Raw genomic sequence first — 24,983 nt, 5'->3', positions numbered from 1 at the left:
GGAAAACCGGTGGCGCGCACCAGCGGGCCGTGCTGGAGTGAACGGATGGATCATGATCACGTACTCGCCCTGTTCGACGACCGGATCCGGCGCAACGCGCGGCCCGACGGCCCCGGGATCCGCGTCGAGCATGACGGCGCGGTGGTGCGCCAGCTGGGCGGGGAGCACGGCTGGAACGGCGTCGTCTGGTCGGGCCTGGACGAGGCCGGGGCGGACGCGGCGATCGCCGCGCAGGTGCGCTACTTCACCGAGCTGGGGCGGGAGTTCGAGTGGAAGACCTACGCCCACGACCGCCCCGCCGACCTCGGTCGGCGGCTGCTGGCGGCCGGGTTCACGGCCGAGCCGGACGAGGCGCTGATGATCGCCCGGATCGGGGACCTGCCGACCGGCCCGGTGCTGCCGGAGGGCGTCCGGCTGGAGACGGTGACCGACCCGGCCGGGGTGGACCTCATGGTGGTCGCCCACGAGCTGGCCTTCGGCAGCGACCTGCCCGGCCTGCGGGAGCGGATGCTCGACCACCTCCGGCACAGCTCGGAGACGGTGAGCATGGTCGTCGCGATGGCCGGCGACCAGCCGGTGAGCGCGGCCCGGATGGAGCTGAACCCGGGCACCGGCTTCGCCGGCCTGTGGGGCGGCGGCACGGTGCCCGGCTGGCGCGGCAAGGGCATCTACCGCGCCCTGGTCGCCCACCGTGCCCGCCTCGCCGCCGATCGCGGCTACGAGTACCTCCAGGTCGACGCGAGCGACCAGAGCCGCCCCATCCTGGAGCGCCTCGGCTTCGTGCGGCTGAGCACCACGACGCCGTACGTGTACCAGCCGTAGCAACCCGAACCGCGACGGCCCGGCCCTTAGCGCGGCGGACGCCGGGGGCCAGGCGTTCAGGTGGGCCCGGGTCGACCCGCGGGTCCGACTCCGAGTGCCCCTTGACCGGCCAGGGCGAGGTCGCGACGACAAGGGCGGGGATCGGAAGTTGACGACCCGTTCGCCGCCGGTGGGGAGGCCATGGTGTACGGCGGGGGGCGTGTCGGCACCGCCGGCGCCGGTTCCCCGCCCAGGAGCGGCACTGCGGTCCGGGGGCGGGCACCGACCGGACGATCGGGCGGTGCGGGCCAAGGCGGTCAGGGCGTGGGCGTGAACCGCCCCGGGGCCGGCCCCCCGGGCTCGCCCGAGAAGTACGAGGACGGGCAGTACCCGAGCGGCCCGGCCCGCGCCTGCCTCGACGCGGCCCGCCGGCAGGACGCCGCCCGGGGCGGTCGGGGCGGGTAGGTCACCCGGGTGCCGGTCATGGCCACCACCTGCTTCGACCTGCCGTGGTTGCCGTACAAGCCCTGACGGCGGTCGGGCCGGCTCCTACGGCAGCCGCTCGACCACGACCATCGCCGCGTCGTCGTCCAGCCGCCCGCCGACGTGGGCGAGCAGGTCGCGGCGCAGCCGGTGCAGCAGGGCGGTGGGGCGATCGGCCTGCCAGGCGATGACCCGTTCGATGAGCGGGTAGAAGCGGTGCTGGGCGTCGCGGGCCTCGATCACCCCGTCGGTGTAGATCAGCAGCCGGTCGCCGGGGCGGAACGCGAAGGTCTCCACCTGGTACTCCGCCGGGGCGAGCTCGCCGAGGCCGAGCGGGGGCGCCGGGTGGCGGGCGGCGAGAACGGTGATGCCCTCGGGGCGCAGCAGCAGCGGGGGCGGGTGGCCGCAGTCGATCAGTCGGACCAGAGAGCCGTCGTCGGGGATGTCGAGCAGGACGGCGGTGATGAAGGACTCGCCGCCCTCGTCGACGGCCTCGGGCGAACCCGGGCGAAGGGCCGCCTGGCGGGCCAGCCGGGCCTGCCGTGACTGTTCGGCCAGCTGGGCGAGGTCCCAGCAGACGCTGCCGTCCAGGTAGGCGGCGAGGTCCGGCAGGTCGGCGTGCAGATGCGCGGCGGCACGGAAGGCGCCGAGCAGCAGGGCCGCGTCGCCGAGCGAGGACAGGCCCTTGCCGCGCACGTCGCCGACCAGCAGCCGGGTGCCGATGGCGGTGCGGGCGGCCGCGTACAGGTCGCCGCCGACCTGGGCCTCGGCCTCGGCGGCCAGGTAGACGGAGGCCAGGTGCAGCGGCCCGATCCGCTCCGGCAGCGGGCGCAGCAGCACCCGCTGGGCGGCCTCGGAGACCGAGCGGACCCGGGCCAGCTCGCGCTCGTGCCGGTCGCGCAGCACCCGCAGGCCGATGATCAGTACGGACACGAGGACCTGGGCGCTCAGCTGGGTCTCGATGTTGGCGCTGGTCAGGCTGTCCCGGACGGAGCCGATGACGGTCAGCGCGGCGAAGGCGATCAGGGCGACCCCGGTGGTGGCCCGGGCGCCGGCGAAGGAGGCGGTGAGGGCCGGGGCGACGATCAGCAGCGGGCCGAGGTGGATGTCCGGCGGGGAGAGGATGTCGACGACGGTGATCAGGACGATCAGCGCGAGCGTCAGTGCCGTCAACACGCGGCGGTCGGGACGCCGGGGGCGGCGGCGGGCGCGAGGACGCGGCTTATCGGGACGCTGCCGGAGGGGCACCTCTCCTCTGTACACCGTCGGGGCGGTGGGGCGCACCCCGACGGCGTCGCCGGGGTCCACCGGTCTTGTGGATCTTGTCGGATCAGGCGGCAGCGAGGTGCGCTTGTGCCCTGTGGGGGTACCTCCCGGCCGAAGGCCGGGGGCGCGGCGGACCCGGCGGAGATCCGCAAGGCGGGCCCTGGCTAGCCCTCCTGGCCGTAGCGGGCCAGGTAGGCGGCGAAGCGGGCGACGTCCTCGTCGGACCAGTCGGTGAAGCGGGAGGTGAAGGACAGTCGGCGCTGCTCGTTGGCGTCCCGCAGCAGGGTCAGTCCGGCCTCGGTGGCGCGCAGGATCTGGCCGCGCTGGTCGTCCGGGTCGGCCTCGCGGCGCAGCAGGCCGAGCTTCTCCAGGGCGGTGACCTGGCGGCTGACGGTGGACTTGTCGAGCATGAAGTGCGCGGCCACGTCGGCGGCCCGGCAGCCGCCGCGCTCGGTGATCAGGTCGAGGATGCTGTAGGTGACCAGGGAGAGGTCGGGGTGCAGCTGGGAGGCCTTGTGCCGGGCACGGCGGGCGAAGGCGGTCAGCTCGCGCTGGATGGTGTCGATGGACGACTGGCGGCCGGGCACGGCGTTCCTACCTCCTGGGAATTTGTTGCACTATACAACGGATTCACCCGGGGTCGCGCGCGGCTCGCCTGCGGCCTCATCCGCGGCTTCGCTCGCCGCCCCGGTGGCCGCCCCGGTGGCCGCCTCGGCGGCCGTCCCGTTCGCCGCCGCACGTGCCGTCCGGCCGGGTCCGGCCTGCCAGGCGCGGGCGGCCGCGATCCGGCGGGTCGCACTCGGATGAGTGGCGAAGAGTAGCTCAAGCACCCGGGGCGGGTCGACATCGGAGACGTTCGCCAGTGCCAGTCTGCGCTGCATGGCGATGAACTGCTCGGCGTCCCCGGTCAGTTCGAGGGCGTGCCGGTCCGCCCTGGCCTCGATCCGGCGGCTCACCGCGCACTGCACCGGGCCCGACAGGGCACTGATCAGCGCGGCCGGTGCGGCCAACAGCGGCAGTGCCCGGGGATCGGCCGCGTCGCTCGCCCCGGCGGCGTCCAGCAGCGGGCGCCAGGTGCTCAACAGGCCGAGGACGGCCACCGCCACCGCCGCGCCGACCGCACCCAGCGCCGTACCGAGCGGCACGTCGCGGTGCTTCACGTGCCCCAGTTCATGAGCCACCACCAGCTCCACCTCGCGCGGCTCGGCGGTCGACAGCAACGTGTCGTACACGACGATCCGGCGAGTCGCGCCCAGCCCGGAGACGTACGCGTTCAGCGCGGTGGTCCGCCGGGAGGCGTCCGCCACCAGGACGTCCCGCACCCGCACGCCGTCCCGCTCGGCCAGCGCCAGCAGCGTGCTGCGCAGCCCACCCGCAGGCATCGGGGTGAAGCGGTTGAACACCGGCTCGATCAGCAGTGGGTGGAGGAACGAGAGGGCGGCGGTCAGCAGTGCTGCCGCCCCCGCAGCCGGGATCCACCAGCGCTGCGGGGACCAGTCCGTCAGGGCGAACAGGCCGAGGGCGAGGGGGAGGACGAGGAGCAGGGTGAGCGCCAGTCCGCGCAGGACGTCCAGCACCCAGCCGGCCCAGCCCTGGGTCACCAGGCCGTACCGGGCCCGGACGGAACGCGCCCCGGCCCCGAAGGGCAGCTGCAGCGCCTGGCCGAGCAGGACCAGGGCGGCCGCACCGGCCAGGACGGCGGCGGTGCGGGAGCCGCCGAACCAGCGGCCGGTGGCGGTGACCAGGGCGGCGCCGGCCGGGGTGAGACCGAGCAGCAGGGTCAGTGCCAGGCCGGCCAGGCGCCCGCCGAGCGCCCACGGCAGCTGGGCGCGGCGCAGGGCGCGACCGCGGGCGCGCTGGGCGGGGCTGAAGTCGGGGTCGGGTGGCGTGATCGTCGACGAGGGGTTCACGGGTGGGGTGTTCAGCGGGGTGTTCATGGGTGGGGTGTCCATGGGCGGGGCGTGGCTCCGGCGGGTGGGGTGGGCGTGGCGGTTCAGCATCTCCTACCGCGTGTACCGCGTAGCGTCGGTGCTCACCCCTGGGGCGTGACCGTCCCGTTCCGGTGGTTCACTCCTCGGCGGGCCCGGTGGCGTCGTGCACGCCGGCGCGCAGCAGCTGGTGACCGAGGTCGACCAGGGCGCGGCCGACCGCGAACTCGTCGCCGACCGCCGGGGCCGGGGTATCGAGGGGGTTGCGGCGGGCCAGGGCGTCGCTGTGCAGCACATTGCCGTCGGCGTCCAGGACGGCGTGCACCCGGGTGGTGTCGCGGTCCTCGACCACGTGCAGGCTGAGCCGCCAGTCCTTGGTGCGGACGGCGTCGGGGGCCTGCTGCCCGGCCGTCGCCACCTCCTGCGGCGGCGCGGAGACCGTCCCGTCGGCGCGGACGATCACCACCGGGCAGACCCCGTGCACCGCGCAGCGGGCCGACACCGAGCCGAGCAGCGTCCGGGCGAAGGCGCCGCGGCCGCGGCTGCCCAGCACCAGCAGGTCGGCGTCCTCGGCCGCCTCCAGCAGCACCTCGACGGCGTGCCCGAGCACCAGGCTCTCCCGGACTTTCACCGGGCGCTCCGGGCCGACCACCTCGTTGACCTCGGCGGACAGCGTCCGGCGGGCGGCCTGCTCGAAGCCGTCGTCCACCATCGGTGCGAACCAGCCGTACAGCGACGGGTACTCCCAGGCCGCCACCGCGTGCACCGTGGCTCCGGTGAGCACCGCCTGCCCGACCGCCCAGCGCAGCGCCGCCTTGGACGGCGGCGACCCGTCGATCCCGACCACGATCCGGCGCGGCCGGTCGGGGACGGGGTGGTCGCCGACGCGCTGGTGTCGGACGCCGGCGGGTCGGTTGCCGGCGGGTCGGTTGCTGGCGGATTGGTTGCTGGCCATCACGTACCACCTCCGGCGTGCATCCCTCCGGTGTGAACCGGCCGCTTCCACTCCACGCTGCGCGCCGCCCGGCCGGGACGCCAGGGACGCGGTGGCCGGGTGGACCCGGGGGATTGGGCCGGGCGGGCCAGTGGGGAGGGCCACTGGACGGGGCGGGGTGGAGACCGCCGGTGCGCCTTTGTGTCCGGAATGTTGTGGGTGCGGGCTCAAGCAGTGGCGATTCGGTGGCGTAGGCTGACCGCTCTTGTGTCGTCCTCGGGGGGAACCACTCATGCGCCGTGCCGCGGCCGCCGTCGCGCTGTTCGTCGGGCTGACCGCCGTCGCCGCCTGCGGGCCGGACGACCCGGATCCCGCCCCGGCGTCCACCTCGGGTGCCGCAGGCGCCGCCCCCTCCACGACCGCCGGCGCGCCCTCCGGTACGGCGGCCCCGGCGCCGGCGCCCACCAAGGGCGGCGCGCCCCGGCCGGACGGCAGCATCACCGTCGCCTTCGCCGGGGACGTCCACTTCGAGGGCCGCACCGGGGCCCGGCTGTCCGTCCAGCCGCCCGAGCCCGCGCTCGGCCCGATCTCCCGCACCCTCGCCGACGCCGACCTGTCCGTCCTCAACCTGGAGACCGCGATCACCGGCCGCGGCGCGCCGGAGCCGAAGACGTACACCTTCCGCACCTCGCCCAAGGCGCTGTCCGTGCTCAAGGACTCCGGCGTCGACGTCGTCTCGATGGCCAACAACCACGCGGTCGACTTCGGCGCCGACGGCCTCGCCGACACCCTCGCCGCCAAGGACTCCTCGCCGATCCCGGTGCTCGGCGTCGGGCACAACGCCAAGGAGGCGTACGCCCCGTACGTCACCACCGTGCGCGGGGCGAAGGTCGCGGTGGTCGCCGCCAGCCAGGTCGAGGACATCACCAACCAGAAGTGGCGGGCCGGCGCCGACAAGCCGGGCATCGCCTCTGCGCTGGACGTCCCGGCGCTGGTCAAGGCGGTGGAGACGGCCAAGCGGCAGGCCCCGGTCGTGCTCGTCTACCTGCACTGGGGCGAGGAGGGCAAGGCCTGCCCGACCAGCGCCCAGACCGCCGTCGCCAAGAAGCTCGCCTCCGCCGGGGCCACCGCCGTGGTCGGCACCCACGCCCACACCATGGTCGGCTCGGGCATGCTCGGCAACACCTACGTCGGCTACGGTTTCGGCAACTTCCTCTGGTACGGCACCTCCGACTACCCCAACTCCAACGAGACCGGCGTCACCACCCTCACCCTCACCGCCGACGGCAAGGTGACCGGCGAGACCTTCACCCCGGCCACCATCGACGACAAGGGCATCCCCCAGCCGGTCACCGGCGCCACCGCGGAGGCCGCCCTCAAGCGCCGCGACGGCCTCCGCGGCTGCGCCGGGCTCACCCCGCCCCCGGTGGCGGCGCACTGACCCCGCTCGTACGATCACCGGATGAGCGGACACGAGGAACTGACCACCCGCCGGCTGTCGTTGCGGCGCCCCACGGCTCGTGACGTCGACGCCGTCCTCGCGATCCACCTCGACCCGGCGGCCTGCGCCCACAACCCCTCGGACGCGCTCGCCTCGCGGGCGGAGGCGGAGGAACGCTACGGCCGCTGGGACGCCCTGTGGCAGGACCGCGGCTACGGCTACTGGACGGTCCGCTCGCACGGCGCCTCGGCGGTGCTGGGCTTCTGCGGGATCAAGCCGATGGAGCTGGCGGGCCGGCCGATCCTCAACCTCTTCTACCGCTTCGACCCCGGCGCGTGGGGCCAGGGCTTCGCGACCGAGGCGGCCACGGCCGTCGCGGCGTGGTCCGCTTCCGCCGTGCCCGAGTTGCCGCTCATCGCCCGCATCCGCCCCGAGAACCTCCCCTCCCAGCGGGTCGCCCTGCGCGCCGGCCTGCGCCGGGCCGAACACCTGGACGGCCCGGGCTGTGACGGCTTCGACTGGATCTACGCGAGCAATCTGCCCGAGGACCGGTAGTCTCGCCGCGCGGTCGGTCGGCTCCGGAGGTGACGGGATGATCGAGGCCGAACTGAAGGCCCTGGTGCGCCAACCTTCCTTGATGCTCCGGACGTTGGAAGGCGCCCACGGCCCCGGCCGCGCCGAGGTCTACCGCGACACCTACTACGACCTGCCGGACGGCAGCCTGCTCGCGGCCGACCGTGAACTGCGCATCCGCGACATCGAGTCCGTCGACGGCACCCGGCGGACGCTGCTCACCTACAAGGCCCCTCGGGAGGCGGTTCCTGGCGTCGCTGGTCCGGGTGCCGCAGCTGGAGGGGGTGTTCCTGGAGGTGGAGACGGCGGCTGGGAGCGAGGCCGAGCTGGCCGGGGCGCTGGCCGCGGTGCGCGGGGTGCTGGCTGAACTTGGCGTTCCCGATGGGGACTTGACCAGTGAGCTCTACACCGATGCGGTGCTGAGGGTCGGCCGCGGTCGCGTGTAGGGCGTTCGGGGGGGCGGACGCCGAGGCATGTCGCGATGGCGAGACGTCGCGTCTCGTCTTGTCGGAGGCTCGGCGTCGGGCGGAGCGGGTCGGATTGACGGTCGCACAGAATTTCGGCGTAGGCGAACGATTGTATTAGGTTAGGCTTACCTAGCAAGGCAGGTCGGAGGGGACGTCCTGTGCAGCAGTCCGAATTCGCCGGTGCCGTCGCGGTGGTCACCGGGGCCGGGCAGGGCATCGGTGCGGCCGTGGCCCGGGCGCTGGTCGCCGAGGGTGCCGTGGTCGCGGCGGTGGACCGGAACTCCGGTGCGCTTGCCGGGCTCGCGGCGGAGTCCTCCGCAGTGCGCCCGTGCGTCCTGGATGTCACCGACTCGCAAGCGGTCGACAGTGCTGTCGAATTGATGGAGCATCAACTCGGTTCCATCGGTGTGCTGGTGAACGCCGCAGGGGTCCTGCAGCCCGGTCCGGCGGTCGAACTCGGCGATCGGGACTGGGCGGAGACCTTCGCCGTCAACTCCACCGGCGTGTTCCACACCAGCCGTGCCGTCGGGTGCCGGATGGCCGCGCGCGGGCGCGGCGCCATCGTGACCGTCGGCTCCAACGCCGCCGGGGTGCCGCGGGCGGGGATGGCCGCGTATGCGGCGTCCAAGGCGGCGGCCACCATGTTCACCCGATGCCTCGGGCTGGAGCTCGCCCGTTCCGGGGTGCGCTGCAACATCGTCTCGCCCGGGTCGACCGACACCGGGATGCAGCGCGCGCTGTGGGGCGAGGACACCGAGGCGGCCGAACGGCGGGTGATCGAGGGCGACTTGGGTGCCTGGCGGGTCGGGATTCCGCTCGGGCGGATCGCCGCGCCCGCCGACATCGCCGAGGCCGTCGTCTTCCTGGCCTCCGACCGGGCCCGGCACATCACCATGCACGACCTGTACGTCGACGGCGGCGCGACCCTGCGCGCCTGAGCCGTCCGCTGTCTCCCCGTAGACGTCTCCCCATGGATGTCTCCCCGCAGACCCGTCCCAGACTGGAGAAACCACCGTGACCACGGTGCACCACGCCCCCGTCGGGCCCGCCGCCGCAGCGGCGCCGTCCGCCGGCGGCCCCGACCACGCCGTCATCGGCGCGGCCAGCGGACTGCGACGCGGTGCTCGCCCTCGGCGTCAAGCCGGTCGGCATCACCAACGGCCAGGGGCTCAACGAGCCGCCCGCGTACCTCAAGGGCAAGGTCCAGGGCGTGCCGGTGGTCGGCAATCTGCTCCAGCCCGTGATGGACAAGGTGATCGCCGCCAAGCCCGACCTCATCCTGGCCGGTGACATGCAGGACGAGCAGATGCTCAAGCAGCTGCGCGAGATCACCCCCGCGACCCTGGTCACCATGGCGCCCACCGATGACTGGAAGCTCGCCTTCCGGGGCATCGGCAACGCCGTCGACAAGCTCGACCAGGCCGACAAGGTGATCGGCGACTACGAGGCCAAGGCCGCCAAGGCCGGCGCCGACCTCGGCAGGAACAAGGGCGCCGCCGTCTCCATCGTCCGCTGGAACCCCACCGGCCCGAGCTGGATGGAGAAGAAGCAGTTCGCCGGCGGCGTCGCCCTCGACATGGGCCTCAACCGCCCGGCCGCCCAGGACAAGGACGGCAACGCCCACAGCCCGGCGCTCAGCCTGGAGAAGCTCTCCGAGATCGACGGCGACTGGCTCTTCCTGTCCACCCTCACCGGCGACGGCAAGGCCGCGCTCAAGGACGTCCAGTCCAAGCCCGCCTACCAGGAGCTGAACGCGGTGAAGAACAACCACGCCGTCACCGTGGACGGTTCGGTCTGGTCCACCCGCGGCGGCCCGCTCGCGGCCGACGCGGTCATCGGCGACATCGGCAAGGTGCTCTCCGCGTCCTGACCCGCCCTGTTTCCAGGGGAATCCATTTCCGGGGGGAATCTCGAATCCGATGGAGTTGACGATCCAGGGCCTCACCGCCGGGTACGGACCCGGCCGCCCGGTGCTCGGCGGCATCGACCTCACCGTGCCCGCCGGGTGGGTGGTGGCCGTGGTCGGCCCGAACGGCTGCGGCAAGTCCACCCTGCTGAGGGCCGTCGCCCGGTTGCACCGGCCCGACGGCGGGCGGGTCCTGGTCGGCGGCGAGGACATCTGGCGGCTGCGCCCGCGCCGGGCGGCCCACTGGGTCGCCCTGCTCCCGCAGGGCCCGCAGGCCCCCGGGGCGGTCACCGTCGCCGGCCTGGTCCGCTACGGGCGTCACCCGCACCAGGGGCTGTTCCGCCAGTGGTCGCCCGACGACGAACGGCTCACCGCCGAGGCCCTGCGTGCCACCGGCGTCGACGCGTTCGCCGAGCGCCGTCTCGACCGCCTCTCCGGCGGCCAGCGCCAACGCTGCTGGCTCGCCATGGTCCTCGCCCAGGACGCTCCGGTGGTGCTGCTGGACGAGCCGACCAGTGCCCTCGACCTCGGGCACGCGGTGGAGGTGCTGGAACTGGTCCGCGGGGTCGCGGCGGGCGGACGGACGGTGGTCATGGTCCTGCACGACCTCGCGGCGGCCGCCCGGTACGCCGACCTGCTGGTCGCCCTGCGGGACGGTGCGGTGGTCGCCTGCGGGCCGCCCCGGGAGGTGGTGGACGCGCCGCTGGTGCGGGCGCTCTACGACATCGACAGCCATGTGCTGGCGGCCCCGGGCGACGGCGCCCCGGTCATCGTGCCCCGGGCGCCGCTGGGCTGACGGCGCCGCGGCCGCGGCCGCGTACCTGCGCGGTGGACCGCCCGGTCCGGGCGGCTGCCCGCGCACCCGCGCTCCGAGCGGCCCGTTGCCCGGCCGTCCGCCCACGCCCTATCGCCCCTCCCCGGTCATTCGATTACCCGTTCGAGTGGTTTGAACTCCTCACCCCACTACCCGCCTCCACCCCGCCCGTCGCGTTGTCAGTGTTCCTCGCTACGTTCCTCGCATCGCTGGTCAGACGGCGATCAGAACGATGTTCCCGGTGGGAGGAGTACGGCCGTGGCATGGGTGGAGACGGGCGCGGGAGGGTACCGCGTCGCGCTCGACGGGGAGGGCAAGGTGGTGTGCCGCAACGCGGCGGGCCGCGAGCTCAAGTCCCTGCCGTCGAAACTCGGTGACGACCCGGTGGTCACCCAGCTCAAGCAGCTCGCCGAGTGGCTGGCCGCGCACGAGCGGCGCTGCCAGGAGGACGTCGAGCGGTGGATGGTGCGCTCGCTGCCGGTGCCCGCCGCCGTGATCACCGCCGTCTGGCCGGACGAGGCGTGGCAGGCCGTTCTGCGCGACCTCGTGGTCACCGGCCCGGACGGCGCCGTCGCCGGATTCCTGCGCGGAGCCGACCCCGAGCGCGGCCTCGGCCTGGTCGACCTCGACGGCGACACCGTGCGCCTCACCGACGGCGAGATCCTGATACCCCACCCCGTGCTGCTCCAGGACCTCGACGAGCTGCGCGAGTTCGCCGTCGAACTCGGCGTCTCCCAGCGCGTCCAGCAGCTCTACCGCGAGGTCTGGCACCGGCCCGAGGAGGTGCCCGCCGGCACCGAGGTCACCACCTACGCCGGCGGCCGCTACCGCGAACTGCGCGAGCTGATCGGCCGCTGCAACCGGCTCGGCTGCCGGGTCCGGGGCGGCTCGGCCGTGCAGCCGATCACCGAGGACGGCCGCACCGTCGAGGCCCGGGTGTGGGTCGGTGACTACTACGAGTACGACGCCTGCGAGACCGGCGCGCTCAGCTGGGCCGGCCCCGACGGCCGGGCCCTGCCGCTCGCCGAGGTCGGACCGGTGGCCTGGTCCGAGGGCATGCGGATGGCCGCCGCCCTGTACGCGGGCCGCACGATCGAAGGGGAGGAAGCCGCATGACCACCACCGTCCCGAACCAGGGCACCGCGACGCCCGAGGCCCTGCTCGACGCCGGGGCCGTGCTCCGGCCGGGCACCCTGCCCGGCGCCGGCCGCCCCGACAGCGCCGCCGACGTGCTGACCGCCCGCGCCTACGCCCACCCCGCCCTGGACGGCCGCCGGATCGTCCGGCTGGTCCCCGGCGCGCTCGGCCGGGCCGAGGACCTCGCCCTGGAGTTCCTCGGCCTCGCCGCCGAGGGGGAGCCCGCAGAAGTCGGCCAGGTCCGCCAGGAGGCGCTCGGCTTCCCTGCCTGGGCACTGGTCCACGACCCCGCCAACGGACACCACGCGCTGGCCCTGGTCAAGGAGTTGGAGCGGCTCGCCCGCCAGGCCGGGTCCAAGCCTGGCGCCGCCAAGGACGGCTTCGACGAACTCGCCACCCGGCTCGGCCGCGCCGTGCCGCACTTCCTGCCCACCTTCTGCGAGGAGGTCGGCCGGATCTTCCTCACCCACGGCAACCAGACCTACGCCGCCGCCTGGTTCGGCAAGGCCCGCGAGGCCGAGCGGACCCACAACCTGGCCGTGGACGAGGAGCGGCTGCGCGCCGTCTTCCTGGAGTTCGCCCTGGCCGGCGCGCTCACCGTCAAGTCCCTGCGCCAGTACGTCAAGGAGCTCGCCCAGCGGCTCGACCCGCTGACCGCCTGGCAGCGCTTCCGCCAGCTGTGCACCGAGCGGTCCGCGGCGGGCATGGCCCCGTACGCCGGGGTCGCCGAGGACGCCCGCGCGCTGATCCGGTCCGCCGGGCTGGACCGTGCCGCACACGAACAGGCCCTGCTCGCCGAGCTGTTGGACTCCCCGGCGGTCAACCGGGCACCCGCCGCCTTCTGGAAGTCCTGGCACGGCCCGCTGGTCGCGCTCGGCCGTGAGGACGCCGCCGTCCGGGCCCGCCTGCTGGAACTGCTGCCCGACCCGGCCGGCTCCGACGCAGCCCCGCACGACACCGCCTGGCTGGAGGTTCTCGCCGAGACCGGCGCCGAGCAGCTGCTCACCGGCTCCCGCGCCGAGGGCGCCGAGCCCGCCGCCGCCTGGCTCCAGCGCTGGTGCCACCACCTCGGCCGCGGCTGGCGCGCCCGGCCCAGCTGCCCCGCCACCCTCGCCTTGGCCGGCCGGATGGCCGAGCGGCTGCGCGCCGACGCCGTCCCGGTCGACCTCTTCACCGGCATCCGCGCCAGCCACACCCAACTCGACCTGCTGGACGTGCTGCTGGCCGCCGGCGTGCCCGTCGCCGACCCGTTGCCCAGGGACCGACCCGACCTGCGCGGCTGGGTCGAGCAGTGCGGCCCCGACAGCACCCGCCTCGCCGCCGTCGCCGCCGACCCGCGCTTCCGGTCGCTGCTGCGCCAGGCCACCCCGCCCGCGTGGGAGACGGCCGTCAAGCGTCAGGTGCCCGCGCTGCGGCTGATGCGCCAGCTGTTCGCCGAATGGGCCGAGGACCGAGCCGACGAACTGGCCGCCGCCCGCGGCCTGGCCGGCGCCGCCGACCTGGTCCGCTCGCTGACCCAGTACCGCACCGCCATCCGCGCGGTCGCCCCGGCCGCCGCCGAGCGGATCGCAGCCCTCGACGTCGCCGGGCTGCTCGCCCGGGCGCTGGGCGCCGGCATCCTGGACGAACTCGGCTGGCCCGCCCTGGAGGAGGCGCTCGCCAAGCTCGCCGACCCGGCCGACCCCAACGCCCCCGAGACCGCTGGGAAGAACGACGCCCCCGGCTACCGCACCACCGGTCTGACCGGGCTGATCGTCGAGGACGCCTGGCCGAACCTGATCCTCGCCCGCCTCGACAAGGCCGTGGTGGTCGGCCCCCAGGGCATCGTGCTGGAGCACACCCTGCGCCTGCCCAAGCTGGACCAGTGGAACCGGCCCCGGCTGCGCTTCGTCGACGGCGAACTCCTGGTCGCCTATTACCAGGACGGCAAGCAGGTCGGCTACTGGTCCAGCCGTCCGGACGAGACCGTCGCACTCGGCGGCGAGATCATCGCCGGCTACCACTACGGTGAACGCCGGCCGGCCGCCCCGTCCCTCCCGCTGCCCGGCGGCGGCCGCACCACCGGCGAGCGCCCGCTGCACCCCGGCGACACCCGGTTGCCCGCCGAGCACCGCGTCCTCAGCGACGGCACGGGCTACTGGACGCCGCGCCCGGGCGGGCAGGGCCTCGTCCTGCGCGAGTTCGACCCGCTCACCGGCACCCTCGGCCGCGCCGCCGAACCGCCCGTGATCGCCGCCACCGCCGCCGCCGGCCAACTGGCCGACGGAAGCCCCCGACTGCTGCCGCTGCTGCCCGGCCTGGAGCAGACCCCGTTCGGCACCGACGGCACGGTGCTCGGCAGCTGGGTGCGGATCGATCCCGGGCGGGCCGTCACCACCTTCACCGCCGACGGGCAGTGCATCGTCCTGCCGCTGACGGGCAACCGTCGGGTCTACGGCCCGGTCGGCCGACTCGCCCTGCCCGGCGACGCCCGCCCGGTCGTCGTCGACCCGACCGGCGACTCCTTCTCCCTCTGCCTGCCCGACCTCGCCGACAACCACGACCGCACCGCCGATCTGCGCTCCTGCCGCTCCGGCGAGCTCTCCGCGGCCGGCACCGTGCTCGTCCCGCCGCGCGATCACTGGCACGCCCTGCGGCCCCGCGACGAGGCCGGCTCGCGCGTCCTGCGCGCCGTCGACGCCGAGCAGGCCGCCGCACTGATCGACGCCGCCTGGCCCGTCGACGTCCAGCCGGAGCCCGAGGACGAGCGGCGCTGGATCACCGTCCAGGGCGTCCGGCGCCGGGTCGCCCAGCACAAGAGTGCCCGCCGTAGCCTGCCCGTCCGGGCGGTCGGCGAGCTGCTGCCCGGCATCAGCCACCCGCTGCTGCTGGCCGGCGTCGCCGGGCTCGCCCGCGCCGCCGCCGACCTGCTCGACCGGATCGCCCGTTTCGTCCCGCAGCCCGAGGCCGAGCGCCCGAGCAAGACGGAGACCGTCGAGTACCGGCCCGCCCACGGCCGCGACCACGAGCTGCGCGACGCCGTCGGCGCCGTCCTGCCCGGAACCGGTGGCTTCGGCGGCAGCTGGGGCACCGAAGACCGCTACTGGGTGCTCAACAACCTGCGCACCGTCAGTGGCGTGCTCGCCGCCCCGCCCGCCGCGAGCGGCGAGGGCTGGAGCACCCCGGCCACCGTCACCCTGCGCGGGGGCGACGCCAACCACGGCTGGCTGCACCTGCTCGGCCGGGTGGACGTCCTCGCCCACGCCGTGGCCGCCCCGCTCACCGAACCGGCCCACCGCTCCACGCTCGTCCTGCTGCTCGGCGAGCTCACCAAGGGTCCGCTCGCCGACCGCGGCGCCAGCCTGCGCCAGATCGTCCTCGCCGAGACGGACGATCGCGCCAAGACCGCAGGACCGGTGACCTTCCGCCAGGGCGAGGTGCTGCGCCACGGCGAACGCACCGTCGTCATCCTCGGCCACCGCAGCCACAGCGACGACGGCACGGTCCAGTGGCTCGCCGTCGACCACGACCCGAGCGGGAAGTTCGGCCCCGTCGCTCACTTCACCACCGTCGAGGAGCGCGGCACCGAGGAGCGGGTCAGCGCCGCCTGGGTCGCCAAGTTCTGGCGGGTCGCCGCCCTGCGCCGCGCCGTCCCCTGGGCCCCCGAGCGCGCCGCCGCCTTCGCCGAACTCACCGGCATCGGCACCGCCCGCGCCACCCTGCTGCTCAGCCCGCCGCCCACCCTCTTCCAGTGGGGCAAGGCCGCCGTGCCCGCCGAGTACGGCCTCAAGGCCGCCGAGGTCACCGCCGCCCGCGACTGGCTGCGCGGCCACGACCACAACGCCCTCGCCGACGTCTGGGGCGCCCTGCTGCCCACCGACGACCCCAAGCGGCTGTGGACCGAGGGCCCGGACCTCGCCGCCGGGGCCGAGGCCTGGATCCGCCACTTCGGCCGGCTCGTCACCCTCCCCGAGGACGCCCAGGCCGGTGTCAAGGGCGTGCCCGTCAGCCGCATCGAAGCGGTGCTCAACCCCGCCCGCGCTCCCTGGCTGACCGGCACCACCACCTTCAAGTTCGGCGACGCCGGCCAGGGCACGCCGCAACTGCTCGCCGAGGACCCGACCGCCGTACCCGACTCCGGCGCCCTCCACCAGACCCTCGACGCCCTGCGCTGGCTCGCCTACCACCTGCCCGCCGACAGCCCCCTGCGTGCGCTGTTGCCCCAGGCGGCCGCCGCGCTGCAGACCCGCCTCACCGACCCCGGACTGCTGCTCGACTTCCACCTCGTCCACGCCCCCAAGGGCGGGCCGATGTCGGCACTCGTGCGCGCCTACTTCGGCCTGCCGGTGGAGGGCGGAGCCGACCGGGACGGCCTGGTCCGCTGCGGACAGGCCGTCGTCCTGACGCCGTACCACGGGGAGTACGAGCGGGTCTGGCTGCGCCCGGCCGGACTCACCGGCCCCGACGACCCGGTGCTCGACCTGCTCGGCGGGCTGGGCGGCAACTACTGGTTCGACAGAGAGCGGGCCGCCATCGAGTCCATCCTGCGCGGCGAAGCGGAGCGCCTCGCGGCCGCTGCCGTCGCCACCGCCACCGTCGCCACCGCGGCCGACGGCCCGGCCTGGCTGCAGAACCCGCAGCTCACCGTCCCCGAGCTGGTCGCCGAGGCGGCGGGCACCCACGGGCTCGGCGAGGACGCGGCCGCGCTCTACCTCCAACTGCTCGCCCTGCCCGACCCCACCGACCGCAACACCGCCCGCTGGACCGGCTGGAAGCCCGCCCGGCTCAAGCGCGCCCGCGCCGAACTCGCCGCCAGCGGCCTGGTGCTGGAGGCCAAGCGGTCCCGGGCCGGCCGCAGCCTCTTCCTGCCCGGCGGCTGGCTGGAGGCCAAGGCCCCCGCCCTGCCGGTCGAGACCTGGAAGGCAGCCCTGTACGAACTGCCCACCCACCACCGGCCGGTGCTGGCGCAGCTGACCGTCCCCGAGCTGTTCGCCAAGGCGTGGCAGCGCACCCTCGACGGCGACGCCCCCGGTTACGAAGAGCTCCAGACCAGCAAGCGCAGGAAGGCCCGCCGATGACTGCCACCAAGACCACCACCGGCCCCGACACCACCGGCCCCGTACGGCAGATCGTCCCGCCCGAGGAGAAGTACGCCGCCGAACTGGAGTTCCTGGCCGCCCACGACGGCGGCCCGCGCCCGCCCGGCTGGCGCCTGACCCCGCGCGCCGTCGTCACCTTCGTCATGGGCACCGCCGGCGAGAAGCTCAAGGCCGGGCGCCGCGGCCTGGCCATCGAGCCGAAGTTCGTCGGCGAGCGCGCGCTGGTCGAACGCTGCGTCGTGACCCTCGCCGGGGAGCGCGGCCTGCTGCTCGTCGGCGAGCCCGGCACCGCCAAGTCCATGCTCTCCGAACTGCTCGCCGCCGCCGTCTGCGGCACCAGCGCGCTCACCGTCCAGGGCACCGCCGGTACCACCGAGGACCAGCTCAAGTACGGCTGGAACTACGCCCTGCTGCTCGCCAAGGGCCCCAGCCGCGAGGCCCTCGTGCCCTCCCCGGTGCTCACCGCGATGACCGCCGGGGCGGTCGCCCGGGTCGAGGAGGTGACCCGCTGCCTGCCCGAGGTGCAGGACGCCCTGGTCTCCCTGCTCTCCGAACGCCGGATCGCCGTACCCGAGTTGGCCGGCGGCCCGGACGGTCAGCTGCACGCGGCCGCCGGCTTCACCCTGATCGCCACCGCCAACCTGCGCGACAAGGGCGTCAGCGAGATGTCCGCGGCCCTCAAGCGGCGGTTCAACTTCGAGACGGTCGGCCCGATCGGCAGCCTCGCCGCCGAGGTCGAGCTGGTCCGCCGCCAGTCCACCGCCGCCGTCGCCCGGGCCGGCGCCGGCTACGCCGTGGACGACGCCGTCCTGGAGGCCCTGGTCACCGCCTTCCGAGACCTGCGCACCGGCCGCTCCACCGAGGGCTGGGACGTCGAGCGGCCCTCCACCGTGATGAGCACCGCCGAAGCCGTCTCGGTCGCCACGGCGCTCGGCGTCACCGCCGCCTACCTGCCCGACGGTGGCGACCTCCTCGGTCGCCTGCCGGGCCAGCTCCTCGGCGTCGTCCGCAAGGACGACCCGGCCGACGCGGCCCGCCTGCTCGGCTACTGGGACGGCCCGGTCCGCCGTCGCGCCGAACAGGGCGCCGCCACCTGGCGCACCCTGTGGGACCTCCGCTCGGCGCTGGAGGCCTGACGATGACGAGCAGCGCGGTGAAGCCCGCCCCGGACGGCGTCGGCGCGATCGACGCCGACCCGGACGTCCGGACCGAGACGGATCGGCTGGCCGGCTCCGGCACCGACCGCCCCGGGCCCTACCTGATCGGCGTGCGCCACCACGCGCCGTCCCTGAGCGCGGTCCTCCCCGCGCTGCTCGACGCCGCCCGGCCGGAGGCGGTACTCGTCGAACTGCCCGCCGAGTTCCAGCTCTGGCTCGACTGGTTGGCCGACGATGCCACCGAGGCCCCGGTCGCCCTCGCGGCCGCCCCGGCCGGCCCCGAGGAGTCGGCCGGCCCGGCGTTCTACCCCTTCGCCGACTTCTCCCCGGAACTCGTCGCCCTGCGCTGGGCCCGGCGCAACGGCGTCGAGGCCATCGCCTGCGACCTCCCGCTCGCCCACCGGGCCGCCGCCCGGGGCGCACGACCGGTCGGAAGGCCCGACGCCCCCGGGGTGGCCGACGCGCTGCGCCACCGCCTCACCGGCCGGGACTCCGACGAGGACCTCTGGGACCGGCTGGTCGAGACCGCCGCCCCCGGCTCCACCGCCGAGGCCGTCCGGCGAGCCGCCCTGCTGGTCGGCTGGGCGCTGCGGCACGACGCCGAACACGGCCCCGGCGTCGACCCGTACGACCTGCGTCGCGAGGCCTGGATGCGCGCCCGCATCCAGGCCGCCTCGGCGGGCGGGCGCCGGATCGCCGTCGTCGTCGGCGCTTTCCACGCCCCGGCCCTGCTGGACGTCCCGACCGCCGTCGAGGAACCGCCCGGCCCGGACGATCCCGGACACGTCCTCTCCCTGATCCCGTACACCTACCCGCTGCTCGACGCCCGCTCCGGCTACCCGGCGGGCATCCGCGACCCGGAATGGCAGCACACCGTCCTCGACGCCGGCGGCGACCCCGAGCGCCTCACCGAGGCGCTCACCGCCACCGCCGTCCGGATCTGCGTCGCCCTGCGCACGCAGGACCACCCCTCCGGTCCGGCCGACGCCCGCGAGATCGTCCGGCTGGCCGGCGACCTCGCCCGCCTGCGCGGCCACGCCGCCCCCGGCCGCGGCGAACTCGTCGAGGCCGTCCAGACCGTCCTCGCCCAGGGCGAACCCCTCGGCCGCGGCCGGGCCGTCGCCCGTGCCCTCGAACAGGTCCTGATCGGCACCCGCACCGGCCGCCCCACCCCCGCCGCCCCGCGCAGCGGACTCGCCCCCGCCGTCGAAGCCGTACTCGCCGAACTCGGCCTCCCCGACCCCACCGACCCCGGCCCGCGCGAACTGCGCCTCGACCCGCTGCGCAGCCCCCTCGACCGCCGCCGCGAGATCCTCCTCCACCGCCTCACCACCTGCGGCGTCCCCTACGCCGACCCCGTTCCCACCACCGGCCCCGGCGGCACCGAAACCCTCGGCACCCGATGGCGCCTGCACTGGACCCCCGCCACCGCCGCCATGCTCACCGTCGCCGCCACCCGCGGCGTCACCCCGGCCCAGGCGGCCGAAGGCATCCTCCGCACCCGCCTCACCGACGACCCCACCCCCCGCGAGATCATCGACGGCCTGGCCGCCGCCGCCTCCTGCGCCCTCCCCGCCCTCACCGCGACCCGCCTCACCCAACTCACCACCGTCCTCCCCACCTCCGCCACCCTCCCCGACCTCCTCGACGCCCTCACCCTCCTGGACCGCCTCATCGCCGGCCACTTCCCGGGCGCCACCACGGTGGCAGAGCCCCTTGCGGGTGTCGGTGCGCCGCCCGCAAGCGGTCAGGGCGGCGCCGAAGGCCTGGCGCCTGTCGGTGCGGGTGCGGGTGCGGGTGACGGGGTGTCGGTTGTGGCGTTGCCGTTGGTCGTCGGTGTGCTGCCGGTCGATGTGCCTCCGCTCGGAGTCTTGCCTGCTGCAGGGGTCGATGCGGCTGTCGCCGTGCTCCCGTCGGGAGCCGTGTCGTCCGCCGCGCCTTCGCCCGGGTGTCTGTCGCCTGCCGCAGCGGGCGCCGGTTCGGGAGCGGACGGCGCCGCGCCGGCCAGTCCTGCCGCGCCGGCGGCCCCAGGTGGTTCCTCCGGTGGCGGGCGGCTCACGGCCACCCAGGAGGTGCTGACTGTCGCTGCGGTGCGGCAGTTGGAGGGGATGGGCGGGTCGGACGATCCGGCGGACGCGCGGGCGTTGGTGGAGTTGGCGCGGCGGGCGGACCGCCTGGGCGGGGTCCGGTTGGGCTACGTGCTGGGCGAACTCGCGGAGCGGGGGAGTCCGGTGGTGCGCGGGGCGGCCGGGGCGGTGCGGGTGCTGCTCGGGCAGGAGCCGGCGGAGGTGTTCGGCGGGCGGGCCGCGTCCTGGGTGGACGGCGCGACCGACGTGCGGGCGCGGCAGCTGCTCGGGCGGGCGCTGGTCGGGCTGTTGACCGCGGCGGAGGGGCTGTTCGACAGCGCGCCCGAGGCGCTGGAGCCCGTGCTGGAGCGGGTCGGTTCGCTGCCGGACGCCGCGTTCCTGGACCGGTTGCCCGCACTTCGCGGCGGCTTCGACACGCTCAGCCCGGCCGCCCGCGACCGGCTGCTGACCCTGGTCGAGCAGCGCCTGGGCACCCGGCTCACCGCCCTGCCCGAGCAGACCGACCCGGCCGTGGTGGCGCGTTGGGTCCGCGCGGACCTGGTCGCCCGCCATGCGCTCGCCGGTCGCGGCCTGCTGCCGTCCGCACCCCGACGCACTGAGCCGGAGCCGACCCCGGTCCCCATCGAACGGCCGCCGCACCCCGAGCGGCGCACCCTCACCCCCGCCGAGCGCTGGCGCCTGCTGCTCGGGCGCCCCGGCAACGACGGCCTGAGTGGCCGCTGCGCCCGACTCGCCACCGCGCTCGACGAGTTGTACGGCAGCGGCCACGGCGAGGGCTCCGGCCCCGGCCTCGACGGCAGGAGCGGCAGGGGAGGGGGCCGTGAGGCGCCGTTCCCCGGCGTGCGCGAGTGGGCCGAGGAGTTGGAGGCGCTGTTCGGCCCGGGTGTCCGGGAGGAGGTCCTCGCGGCCGCCGTCGCGAGCGGCCGGACCGACGTCCTGGAGGCGATCGATCCGGCCGCCGTCCGCCCGTCCGTCGAGCTGCTGCGTGCCGTGCTGGATCACGCGGGCGGTCTGCCCGAGGCGCGGGTGGCCCGGCTGCGGCCGCTGGTGCGGCGTCTGGTGGACGAGTTGAGCCGGGAGTTGGCGACCAGGCTGCGCCCGGCGTTGACCGGGATCAGCGTGCCGCGCCCGTCCCGGCGCCCGGGCGGGGGGCTGGACCTGGACCGGACCATCCGGGCCAACCTCGCCACCGCCCGTCCCGCGCCGGACGGCACCGGCACGCTGATCGTGCCGGAACGCCCGGTGTTCCGGACCAGGGCGCGGCAGGCCAACGACTGGCGGCTGATCCTGGTGGTGGACGTCTCCGGGTCGATGGAGGCCTCCACGGTCTGGGCGGCGCTGACCGCCTCGATCCTGGCGGGGGTGCCCTCGTTGAGCACCCACTTCGTCGCCTTCTCCACCGAGGTCCTCGACCTGACGGAGCGGGTGGCGGATCCGCTGAGCCTGCTGCTGGAGGTGCGGGTCGGCGGCGGTACCAGCATCGCGACCGGGCTGCGATACGCGCGGGAGCTGGTGACGGTGCCGTCCCGGACGCTGGTCGCGGTGGTGAGCGACTTCGAGGAGGGCGGGCCGGTCACCGGGCTGCTGACCCAGACCCGGGCGCTGGTGGACTCCGGTGTCCACCTGCTCGGCTGCGCGGCGCTGGACGACACCGGGACGGCTCGCTACTCCAAGGCGGTCGCGGGCCAACTGGTCGCGGCCGGAATGCCCGTGGCGGCACTGAGTCCGCTGGAACTGGCCCGCTGGGTGGGGGAGAAGGTGCGATGAGCGCGACGACGCGTGAGGACGACTGGCCGGGTGTCCGGCCCGAGGTGGTCGCCGAGGTGGTGGCCGGGCTGAGCGCTCGGCTGCAGAGGCGGCTGGACGGCGCGGCGGCCAAGCTGGCGCAGCTGCCGGTGACCCGCGACGGCGAGGAGTGGCGGGTGCAGGTGGACGAGGAGGCCCTGCTGGTCCTGCACGCCCAGGGTGGGGTGGTCGCCGACCAGGGCGACGTCCGCTGCGGCTGCCTGCTCGCCCCGGCCTGCGTCCACCGGGCCGCCGCCGTCACCCTCTGCCCGATCGCCGAAGCGACCGAAACCGCCGACGAAACCGCCGACGAGGCCATCAGCACACCCGAGGCACCCGAGGCACCCGCCCCCCAGCCGGAAGCACGAGCGGCCGAGACACCCGCAGCGCCCGACCCCACCCCCCTCTCCCCGCCCGAACTCGCCGCCGTCCGCCACCTCCACCGGGCCGCCTGCGCCGTCCTGGCGGCAGGGGTGAGCGGAGCGGGTGCCGTCTCCCAGGCGGAGCTGCTGCGGGCCGCCCACCGGGCGCGCCTGGCGGGGCTGTACCGTCCGGCCGCGGCGGCGGTCGCCGTGGTGACCCGGATCCGGGCGGCGCGCTCCGGTGCCCCCGACCATCGGCTGGCCGATCTGGTCGCCGCCCTGCGCGACCTGCTCGACCTCACCACCGCGCTGACGACCACCGCCGGTTCCACCCCCGGTCTGCGCGGCACAGCCCGCCAGACCTACGCGCAGGAGGGCGGCCTACGGCTCTACGGCCTGTTCGCCGAACCGGTGCTGACCGCCACCCACGCGGGCGCGGTCAGCTGGGCGGTGGACGCCGACGGCCGGCTGAGCACGATCGCCGAGGTGACCCCGCACGATGACGCCGAGGCCGCCGCCCCGCTCGCGGTCGGGGCGGGCAACCGGACGGTCCGGCTGGGCGACGCCGCGCTCAGCCACCGGGAGTTCAGCCGTGCGGGGCTGGCCGTCCAGGGCGCGACCAGGTCCGTCTCCGGGCGGCTGGGCGCCGGGGCCTCGGTCCGGGCGGTCCGCGCGACGGGTACGGACTGGACGGCACAGCCGGCGGCCCGGCTCTGGTCCGATCCGCCGGCCGCCCAGGTGGCGCGGGTTCTTGCGGCGCAGGAGCTGCCGTACGAGACCCGTCCGGCCGGGAGCGACCTGCTGTTCCTGGACGTCACCCTGCTGGGCACGGCCCCGTACGGGCCTGGCGGGGCGCCCCGGTTGCTCGCCCGCTGCGGCGGAGGCGGCCCGGTCATCGCCCTGCGCCCGGGCCACGAGCACCCCGGGCTGGCCTTCCGGGCGAACCTCGCCCTGCTCGCCACCGCGCCGGGCCTGCGGCTGCGGGTGATCGGCCGCCTGGAGCGCGCGGCCGGCCCGGAGCTGCGCCTGCTCGCGGCCGGTGCACCCCCGGACGCCCCCGACGCGCTCGCCCTCCCCGCCGACCGGGCGGGCCGGGTCAATCTCGGCCTGGAGCGTCTCCAGACCGCCGACCTCCCGGCGGGTGCCCCGACCGGCCCCGCAACGGCGACGGCCGCACCCCCGGACGGCCCGCCCGTGCACGTGCTCGGCCGCCGGGTGGAGCAGACGGTCACCACCGGCCGGCACGCCCTCGCCCCGAGCGCGGCCACGGCTGCGGCCGACCGGAGCCTGCTGCGTTCCGCCGGGCTGGCCACCGCCGCCGAGCTGCTGGACGGCCTCCGGGCGGCCGCGGCGAACCAGCAGCGCGATGTGTTCGGCCGGATCGTCCAGGACGACCACGACGCCTTCGCCGCCGCCTGGTTGGCGGCCGCCGCCTATACCGAGGCGCTGGCCACCGCACTCTGCTCGGCGGCCTGGACACCGGAGGAGGCGGTCACCGCAGAGGCAGCCACCGCAGAGGCAGCCATGGCAGAAACAGCCACCGCGGAGCTATAAGTCCAAGTAATTGCAGAGACAGATAATCCGCGCCGACTGGCATACTTGTCAGAGGGGAGACGCAAAGGGACGCACAGGCGAACGCGAAGGGAAGGCGAGCCATGGGGATCCGCGATGACGCCGCCGAGGTCCGGGCCAGTGGTTGGCGCACGCTCGCCGCACTTCACGGGCTGATCGACACCGCGCTGGAGAAGGCGCTCCAGGCCGAGCACCAGCTCTCGGTGGTCGAGTACACCGTGCTGGAGGCCCTCTCCCGGCAGGACGGCTGGCACATGCGGATGCAGCAGCTGGCCGGCGCGGCGGCGCTCAGCAGCAGTGCGACCACCCGTCTGGTGACCCGCCTGGAGGACCGGGGCCTGCTCAGCCGCTACCTCTGCGCGGACGACCGCCGGGGCATCTACACCGAGCTGACACCGGAGGGTCGCGCCCTGCTGGAGGCCGCCCGCCCGGTGCACGACGCCACCCTGGAGGCGACCCTGGCCCAGGCCGCCGACGCCCCCGAACTGGCCCCGCTGGTCGACGCGCTCACCGAAGGCGCCACGACCAAGGCCTGACCGGAGGACCGGGAACAGCCGGAGGACAGGGAGCAACCGCGGCGGCGGGAAGCACCGGGCGTCACCGCCGCCCGGCCGCCAGCGCGTCCCGGTGCACCCGGTCGAGCAGGGCGAGCAGCAGTTCCTTGCTGGACGCCCGCTCCCGGACGTCGCACAGCACCACCGGCACCTCCGGCCCGAGGTCCAGGGCCCGGCGGACGTCCTCCGGGCTGGCCTCGCGGCGGCCGTGGAAGCAGTTGACCCCGATCGCGAACGGGATGCCGCGCTGCTCGAAGAAGTCCACGGCGGCGAAGCTGGATTCGAGCCGCCGGGTGTCCGCGAGGACGATCGCCCCGAGGGCGCCGAGCGCGAGGTCGTCCCACATGAACCAGAACCGGAACTGCCCCGGCGTGCCGAAGAGGTAGAGCACCAGGTCCTCGCGGACGGTGATCCGCCCGAAGTCCATCGCCACCGTGGTGGTGGACTTGTCCTGGATGCCTTCGAGGCTGTCGATCCCGATGCTGGCGCGGGTCATCCGCTCCTCGGTCTGCAGCGGTTCGATCTCGCTGACCGAGCCGACCATGGTGGTCTTCCCGACGCCGAAGCCGCCGGCGACGAGGATCTTGACCGCGCCCGGCACCAGGCTCTGGGTCGTCAATTCGGGTCTCCTGGATGGG

General features: G+C 75.3%; 18 protein-coding genes and 1 pseudogene. 14 read left to right on the top strand and 5 right to left on the bottom strand.

The window, feature by feature from the left end:
* Nucleotides 1-45: 45 nt before the first annotated feature.
* Nucleotides 46-822, top strand: coding sequence for a GNAT family N-acetyltransferase (locus tag ABZW30_RS09820; protein WP_355670515.1), 777 nt, complete (start codon nt 46-48; stop codon nt 820-822).
* 303 nt (nt 823-1,125) lie between these two features.
* On the top strand, nt 1,126-1,266 hold the full coding sequence (locus ABZW30_RS09815; RefSeq protein ID WP_355670514.1) for a hypothetical protein: 141 nt from the start codon (nt 1,126-1,128) through the stop codon (nt 1,264-1,266).
* 84 nt (nt 1,267-1,350) lie between these two features.
* On the opposite strand, the gene ABZW30_RS09810 is transcribed toward ABZW30_RS09815, so the two are convergent.
* The 4 genes from ABZW30_RS09810 to ABZW30_RS09795 form a co-directional block, all read right to left on the bottom strand.
* Nucleotides 1,351-2,457 (bottom strand): PP2C family protein-serine/threonine phosphatase, encoded by a 1,107-nt coding sequence (locus ABZW30_RS09810; protein ID WP_355670513.1) that lies wholly within the window; start codon nt 2,455-2,457, stop codon nt 1,351-1,353.
* Nucleotides 2,458-2,714: 257 nt separating this feature from the next.
* The gene (locus ABZW30_RS09805; protein ID WP_355670512.1) at nt 2,715-3,137 is read right to left on the bottom strand and encodes a MarR family transcriptional regulator; all 423 of its coding nucleotides are present in this window, start codon (nt 3,135-3,137) and stop codon (nt 2,715-2,717) included.
* A gap of 30 nt (nt 3,138-3,167) precedes the next feature.
* Nucleotides 3,168-4,502 (bottom strand): M48 family metalloprotease, encoded by a 1,335-nt coding sequence (locus tag ABZW30_RS09800; RefSeq protein WP_355670511.1) that lies wholly within the window; start codon nt 4,500-4,502, stop codon nt 3,168-3,170.
* Nucleotides 4,503-4,617: 115 nt separating this feature from the next.
* Complete coding sequence (locus ABZW30_RS09795; protein ID WP_355670510.1) at nt 4,618-5,433, bottom strand: universal stress protein; 816 nt, start codon at nt 5,431-5,433, stop codon at nt 4,618-4,620.
* Between the two features lie 271 nt (nt 5,434-5,704).
* On the opposite strand from ABZW30_RS09795, the gene ABZW30_RS09790 reads away from it, so the two are divergent.
* From ABZW30_RS09790 to ABZW30_RS09735, 12 genes and pseudogenes are all read left to right on the top strand, one after another.
* Nucleotides 5,705-6,853 carry a CapA family protein gene (locus ABZW30_RS09790; protein ID WP_355670509.1) on the top strand — a complete coding sequence of 383 codons (1,149 nt, stop codon included), beginning with the start codon at nt 5,705-5,707 and terminating at the stop codon, nt 6,851-6,853.
* Nucleotides 6,854-6,874: 21 nt separating this feature from the next.
* On the top strand, nt 6,875-7,408 hold the full coding sequence (locus ABZW30_RS09785) for a GNAT family N-acetyltransferase (RefSeq protein WP_355670508.1): 534 nt from the start codon (nt 6,875-6,877) through the stop codon (nt 7,406-7,408).
* Between the two features lie 37 nt (nt 7,409-7,445).
* Nucleotides 7,446-7,793: a CYTH domain-containing protein gene (locus ABZW30_RS09780; protein ID WP_355670507.1), complete on the top strand. Its 348-nt coding sequence runs from the start codon at nt 7,446-7,448 to the stop codon at nt 7,791-7,793.
* Nucleotides 7,794-8,051: 258 nt separating this feature from the next.
* On the top strand, nt 8,052-8,831 hold the full coding sequence (locus ABZW30_RS09775) for a 2,3-dihydro-2,3-dihydroxybenzoate dehydrogenase (protein ID WP_355670506.1): 780 nt from the start codon (nt 8,052-8,054) through the stop codon (nt 8,829-8,831).
* A 176-nt stretch (nt 8,832-9,007) separates the two neighbouring features.
* A pseudogene (locus ABZW30_RS09770) lies at nt 9,008-9,763 on the top strand (iron-siderophore ABC transporter substrate-binding protein); the annotation flags it as partial.
* A gap of 49 nt (nt 9,764-9,812) precedes the next feature.
* Nucleotides 9,813-10,595 (top strand): ABC transporter ATP-binding protein, encoded by a 783-nt coding sequence (locus ABZW30_RS09765; protein ID WP_355670505.1) that lies wholly within the window; start codon nt 9,813-9,815, stop codon nt 10,593-10,595.
* Nucleotides 10,596-10,880: 285 nt separating this feature from the next.
* Nucleotides 10,881-11,729: a DUF4132 domain-containing protein gene (locus ABZW30_RS09760; protein ID WP_355670549.1), complete on the top strand. Its 849-nt coding sequence runs from the start codon at nt 10,881-10,883 to the stop codon at nt 11,727-11,729.
* Nucleotides 11,726-16,807, top strand: coding sequence for a hypothetical protein (locus tag ABZW30_RS09755; RefSeq protein WP_355670504.1), 5,082 nt, complete (start codon nt 11,726-11,728; stop codon nt 16,805-16,807). The genes ABZW30_RS09760 and ABZW30_RS09755 overlap by 4 nt, the downstream gene beginning before the upstream one ends.
* A complete protein-coding gene (locus tag ABZW30_RS09750) occupies nt 16,804-17,964 on the top strand; it encodes an AAA family ATPase (RefSeq protein WP_355670503.1) in 1,161 nt (386 codons plus the stop codon). The genes ABZW30_RS09755 and ABZW30_RS09750 overlap by 4 nt, the downstream gene beginning before the upstream one ends.
* Before the next feature lie 2 nt (nt 17,965-17,966).
* On the top strand, nt 17,967-21,839 hold the full coding sequence (locus ABZW30_RS09745; protein ID WP_355670502.1) for a DUF5682 family protein: 3,873 nt from the start codon (nt 17,967-17,969) through the stop codon (nt 21,837-21,839).
* Nucleotides 21,836-23,773 carry a hypothetical protein gene (locus tag ABZW30_RS09740; RefSeq protein ID WP_355670501.1) on the top strand — a complete coding sequence of 646 codons (1,938 nt, stop codon included), beginning with the start codon at nt 21,836-21,838 and terminating at the stop codon, nt 23,771-23,773. The genes ABZW30_RS09745 and ABZW30_RS09740 overlap by 4 nt, the downstream gene beginning before the upstream one ends.
* Before the next feature lie 101 nt (nt 23,774-23,874).
* Nucleotides 23,875-24,327, top strand: a complete 453-nt coding sequence (locus ABZW30_RS09735; protein WP_355670500.1) for a MarR family transcriptional regulator — start codon at nt 23,875-23,877, stop codon at nt 24,325-24,327.
* Between the two features lie 61 nt (nt 24,328-24,388).
* On the opposite strand, the gene ABZW30_RS09730 is transcribed toward ABZW30_RS09735, so the two are convergent.
* On the bottom strand, nt 24,389-24,964 hold the full coding sequence (locus ABZW30_RS09730; RefSeq protein ID WP_355670499.1) for an ATP/GTP-binding protein: 576 nt from the start codon (nt 24,962-24,964) through the stop codon (nt 24,389-24,391).
* Nucleotides 24,965-24,983: the final 19 nt, after the last annotated feature.

It is taken from the genome of Kitasatospora sp. NPDC004669, assembly GCF_040609455.1.
Lineage (GTDB): Bacteria > Actinomycetota > Actinomycetes > Streptomycetales > Streptomycetaceae > Kitasatospora.
The sequence above is the reverse complement of the archived record's forward strand: the minus strand, read 5'-3'. Positions and strand labels throughout refer to the sequence as shown.

Bases quoted from the DNA above. Each gene is read 5' to 3' on its own strand.
- ABZW30_RS09820 (WP_355670515.1), top strand. From the start codon at position 46: ATGGATCATGATCACGTACTCGCCCTGTTCGACGACCGGATCCGGCGC.
- ABZW30_RS09800 (WP_355670511.1), bottom strand. From the start codon at position 4,502: ATGGACACCCCACCCATGAACACCCCGCTGAACACCCCACCCGTGAAC.
- ABZW30_RS09795 (WP_355670510.1), bottom strand. From the start codon at position 5,433: ATGGCCAGCAACCAATCCGCCAGCAACCGACCCGCCGGCAACCGACCC.
- ABZW30_RS09790 (WP_355670509.1), top strand. From the start codon at position 5,705: ATGCGCCGTGCCGCGGCCGCCGTCGCGCTGTTCGTCGGGCTGACCGCC.
- ABZW30_RS09785 (WP_355670508.1), top strand. From the start codon at position 6,875: ATGAGCGGACACGAGGAACTGACCACCCGCCGGCTGTCGTTGCGGCGC.
- ABZW30_RS09780 (WP_355670507.1), top strand. From the start codon at position 7,446: ATGATCGAGGCCGAACTGAAGGCCCTGGTGCGCCAACCTTCCTTGATG.
- ABZW30_RS09765 (WP_355670505.1), top strand. From the start codon at position 9,813: ATGGAGTTGACGATCCAGGGCCTCACCGCCGGGTACGGACCCGGCCGC.
- ABZW30_RS09755 (WP_355670504.1), top strand. From the start codon at position 11,726: ATGACCACCACCGTCCCGAACCAGGGCACCGCGACGCCCGAGGCCCTG.
- ABZW30_RS09750 (WP_355670503.1), top strand. From the start codon at position 16,804: ATGACTGCCACCAAGACCACCACCGGCCCCGACACCACCGGCCCCGTA.
- ABZW30_RS09745 (WP_355670502.1), top strand. From the start codon at position 17,967: ATGACGAGCAGCGCGGTGAAGCCCGCCCCGGACGGCGTCGGCGCGATC.
- ABZW30_RS09740 (WP_355670501.1), top strand. From the start codon at position 21,836: ATGAGCGCGACGACGCGTGAGGACGACTGGCCGGGTGTCCGGCCCGAG.
- ABZW30_RS09735 (WP_355670500.1), top strand. From the start codon at position 23,875: ATGGGGATCCGCGATGACGCCGCCGAGGTCCGGGCCAGTGGTTGGCGC.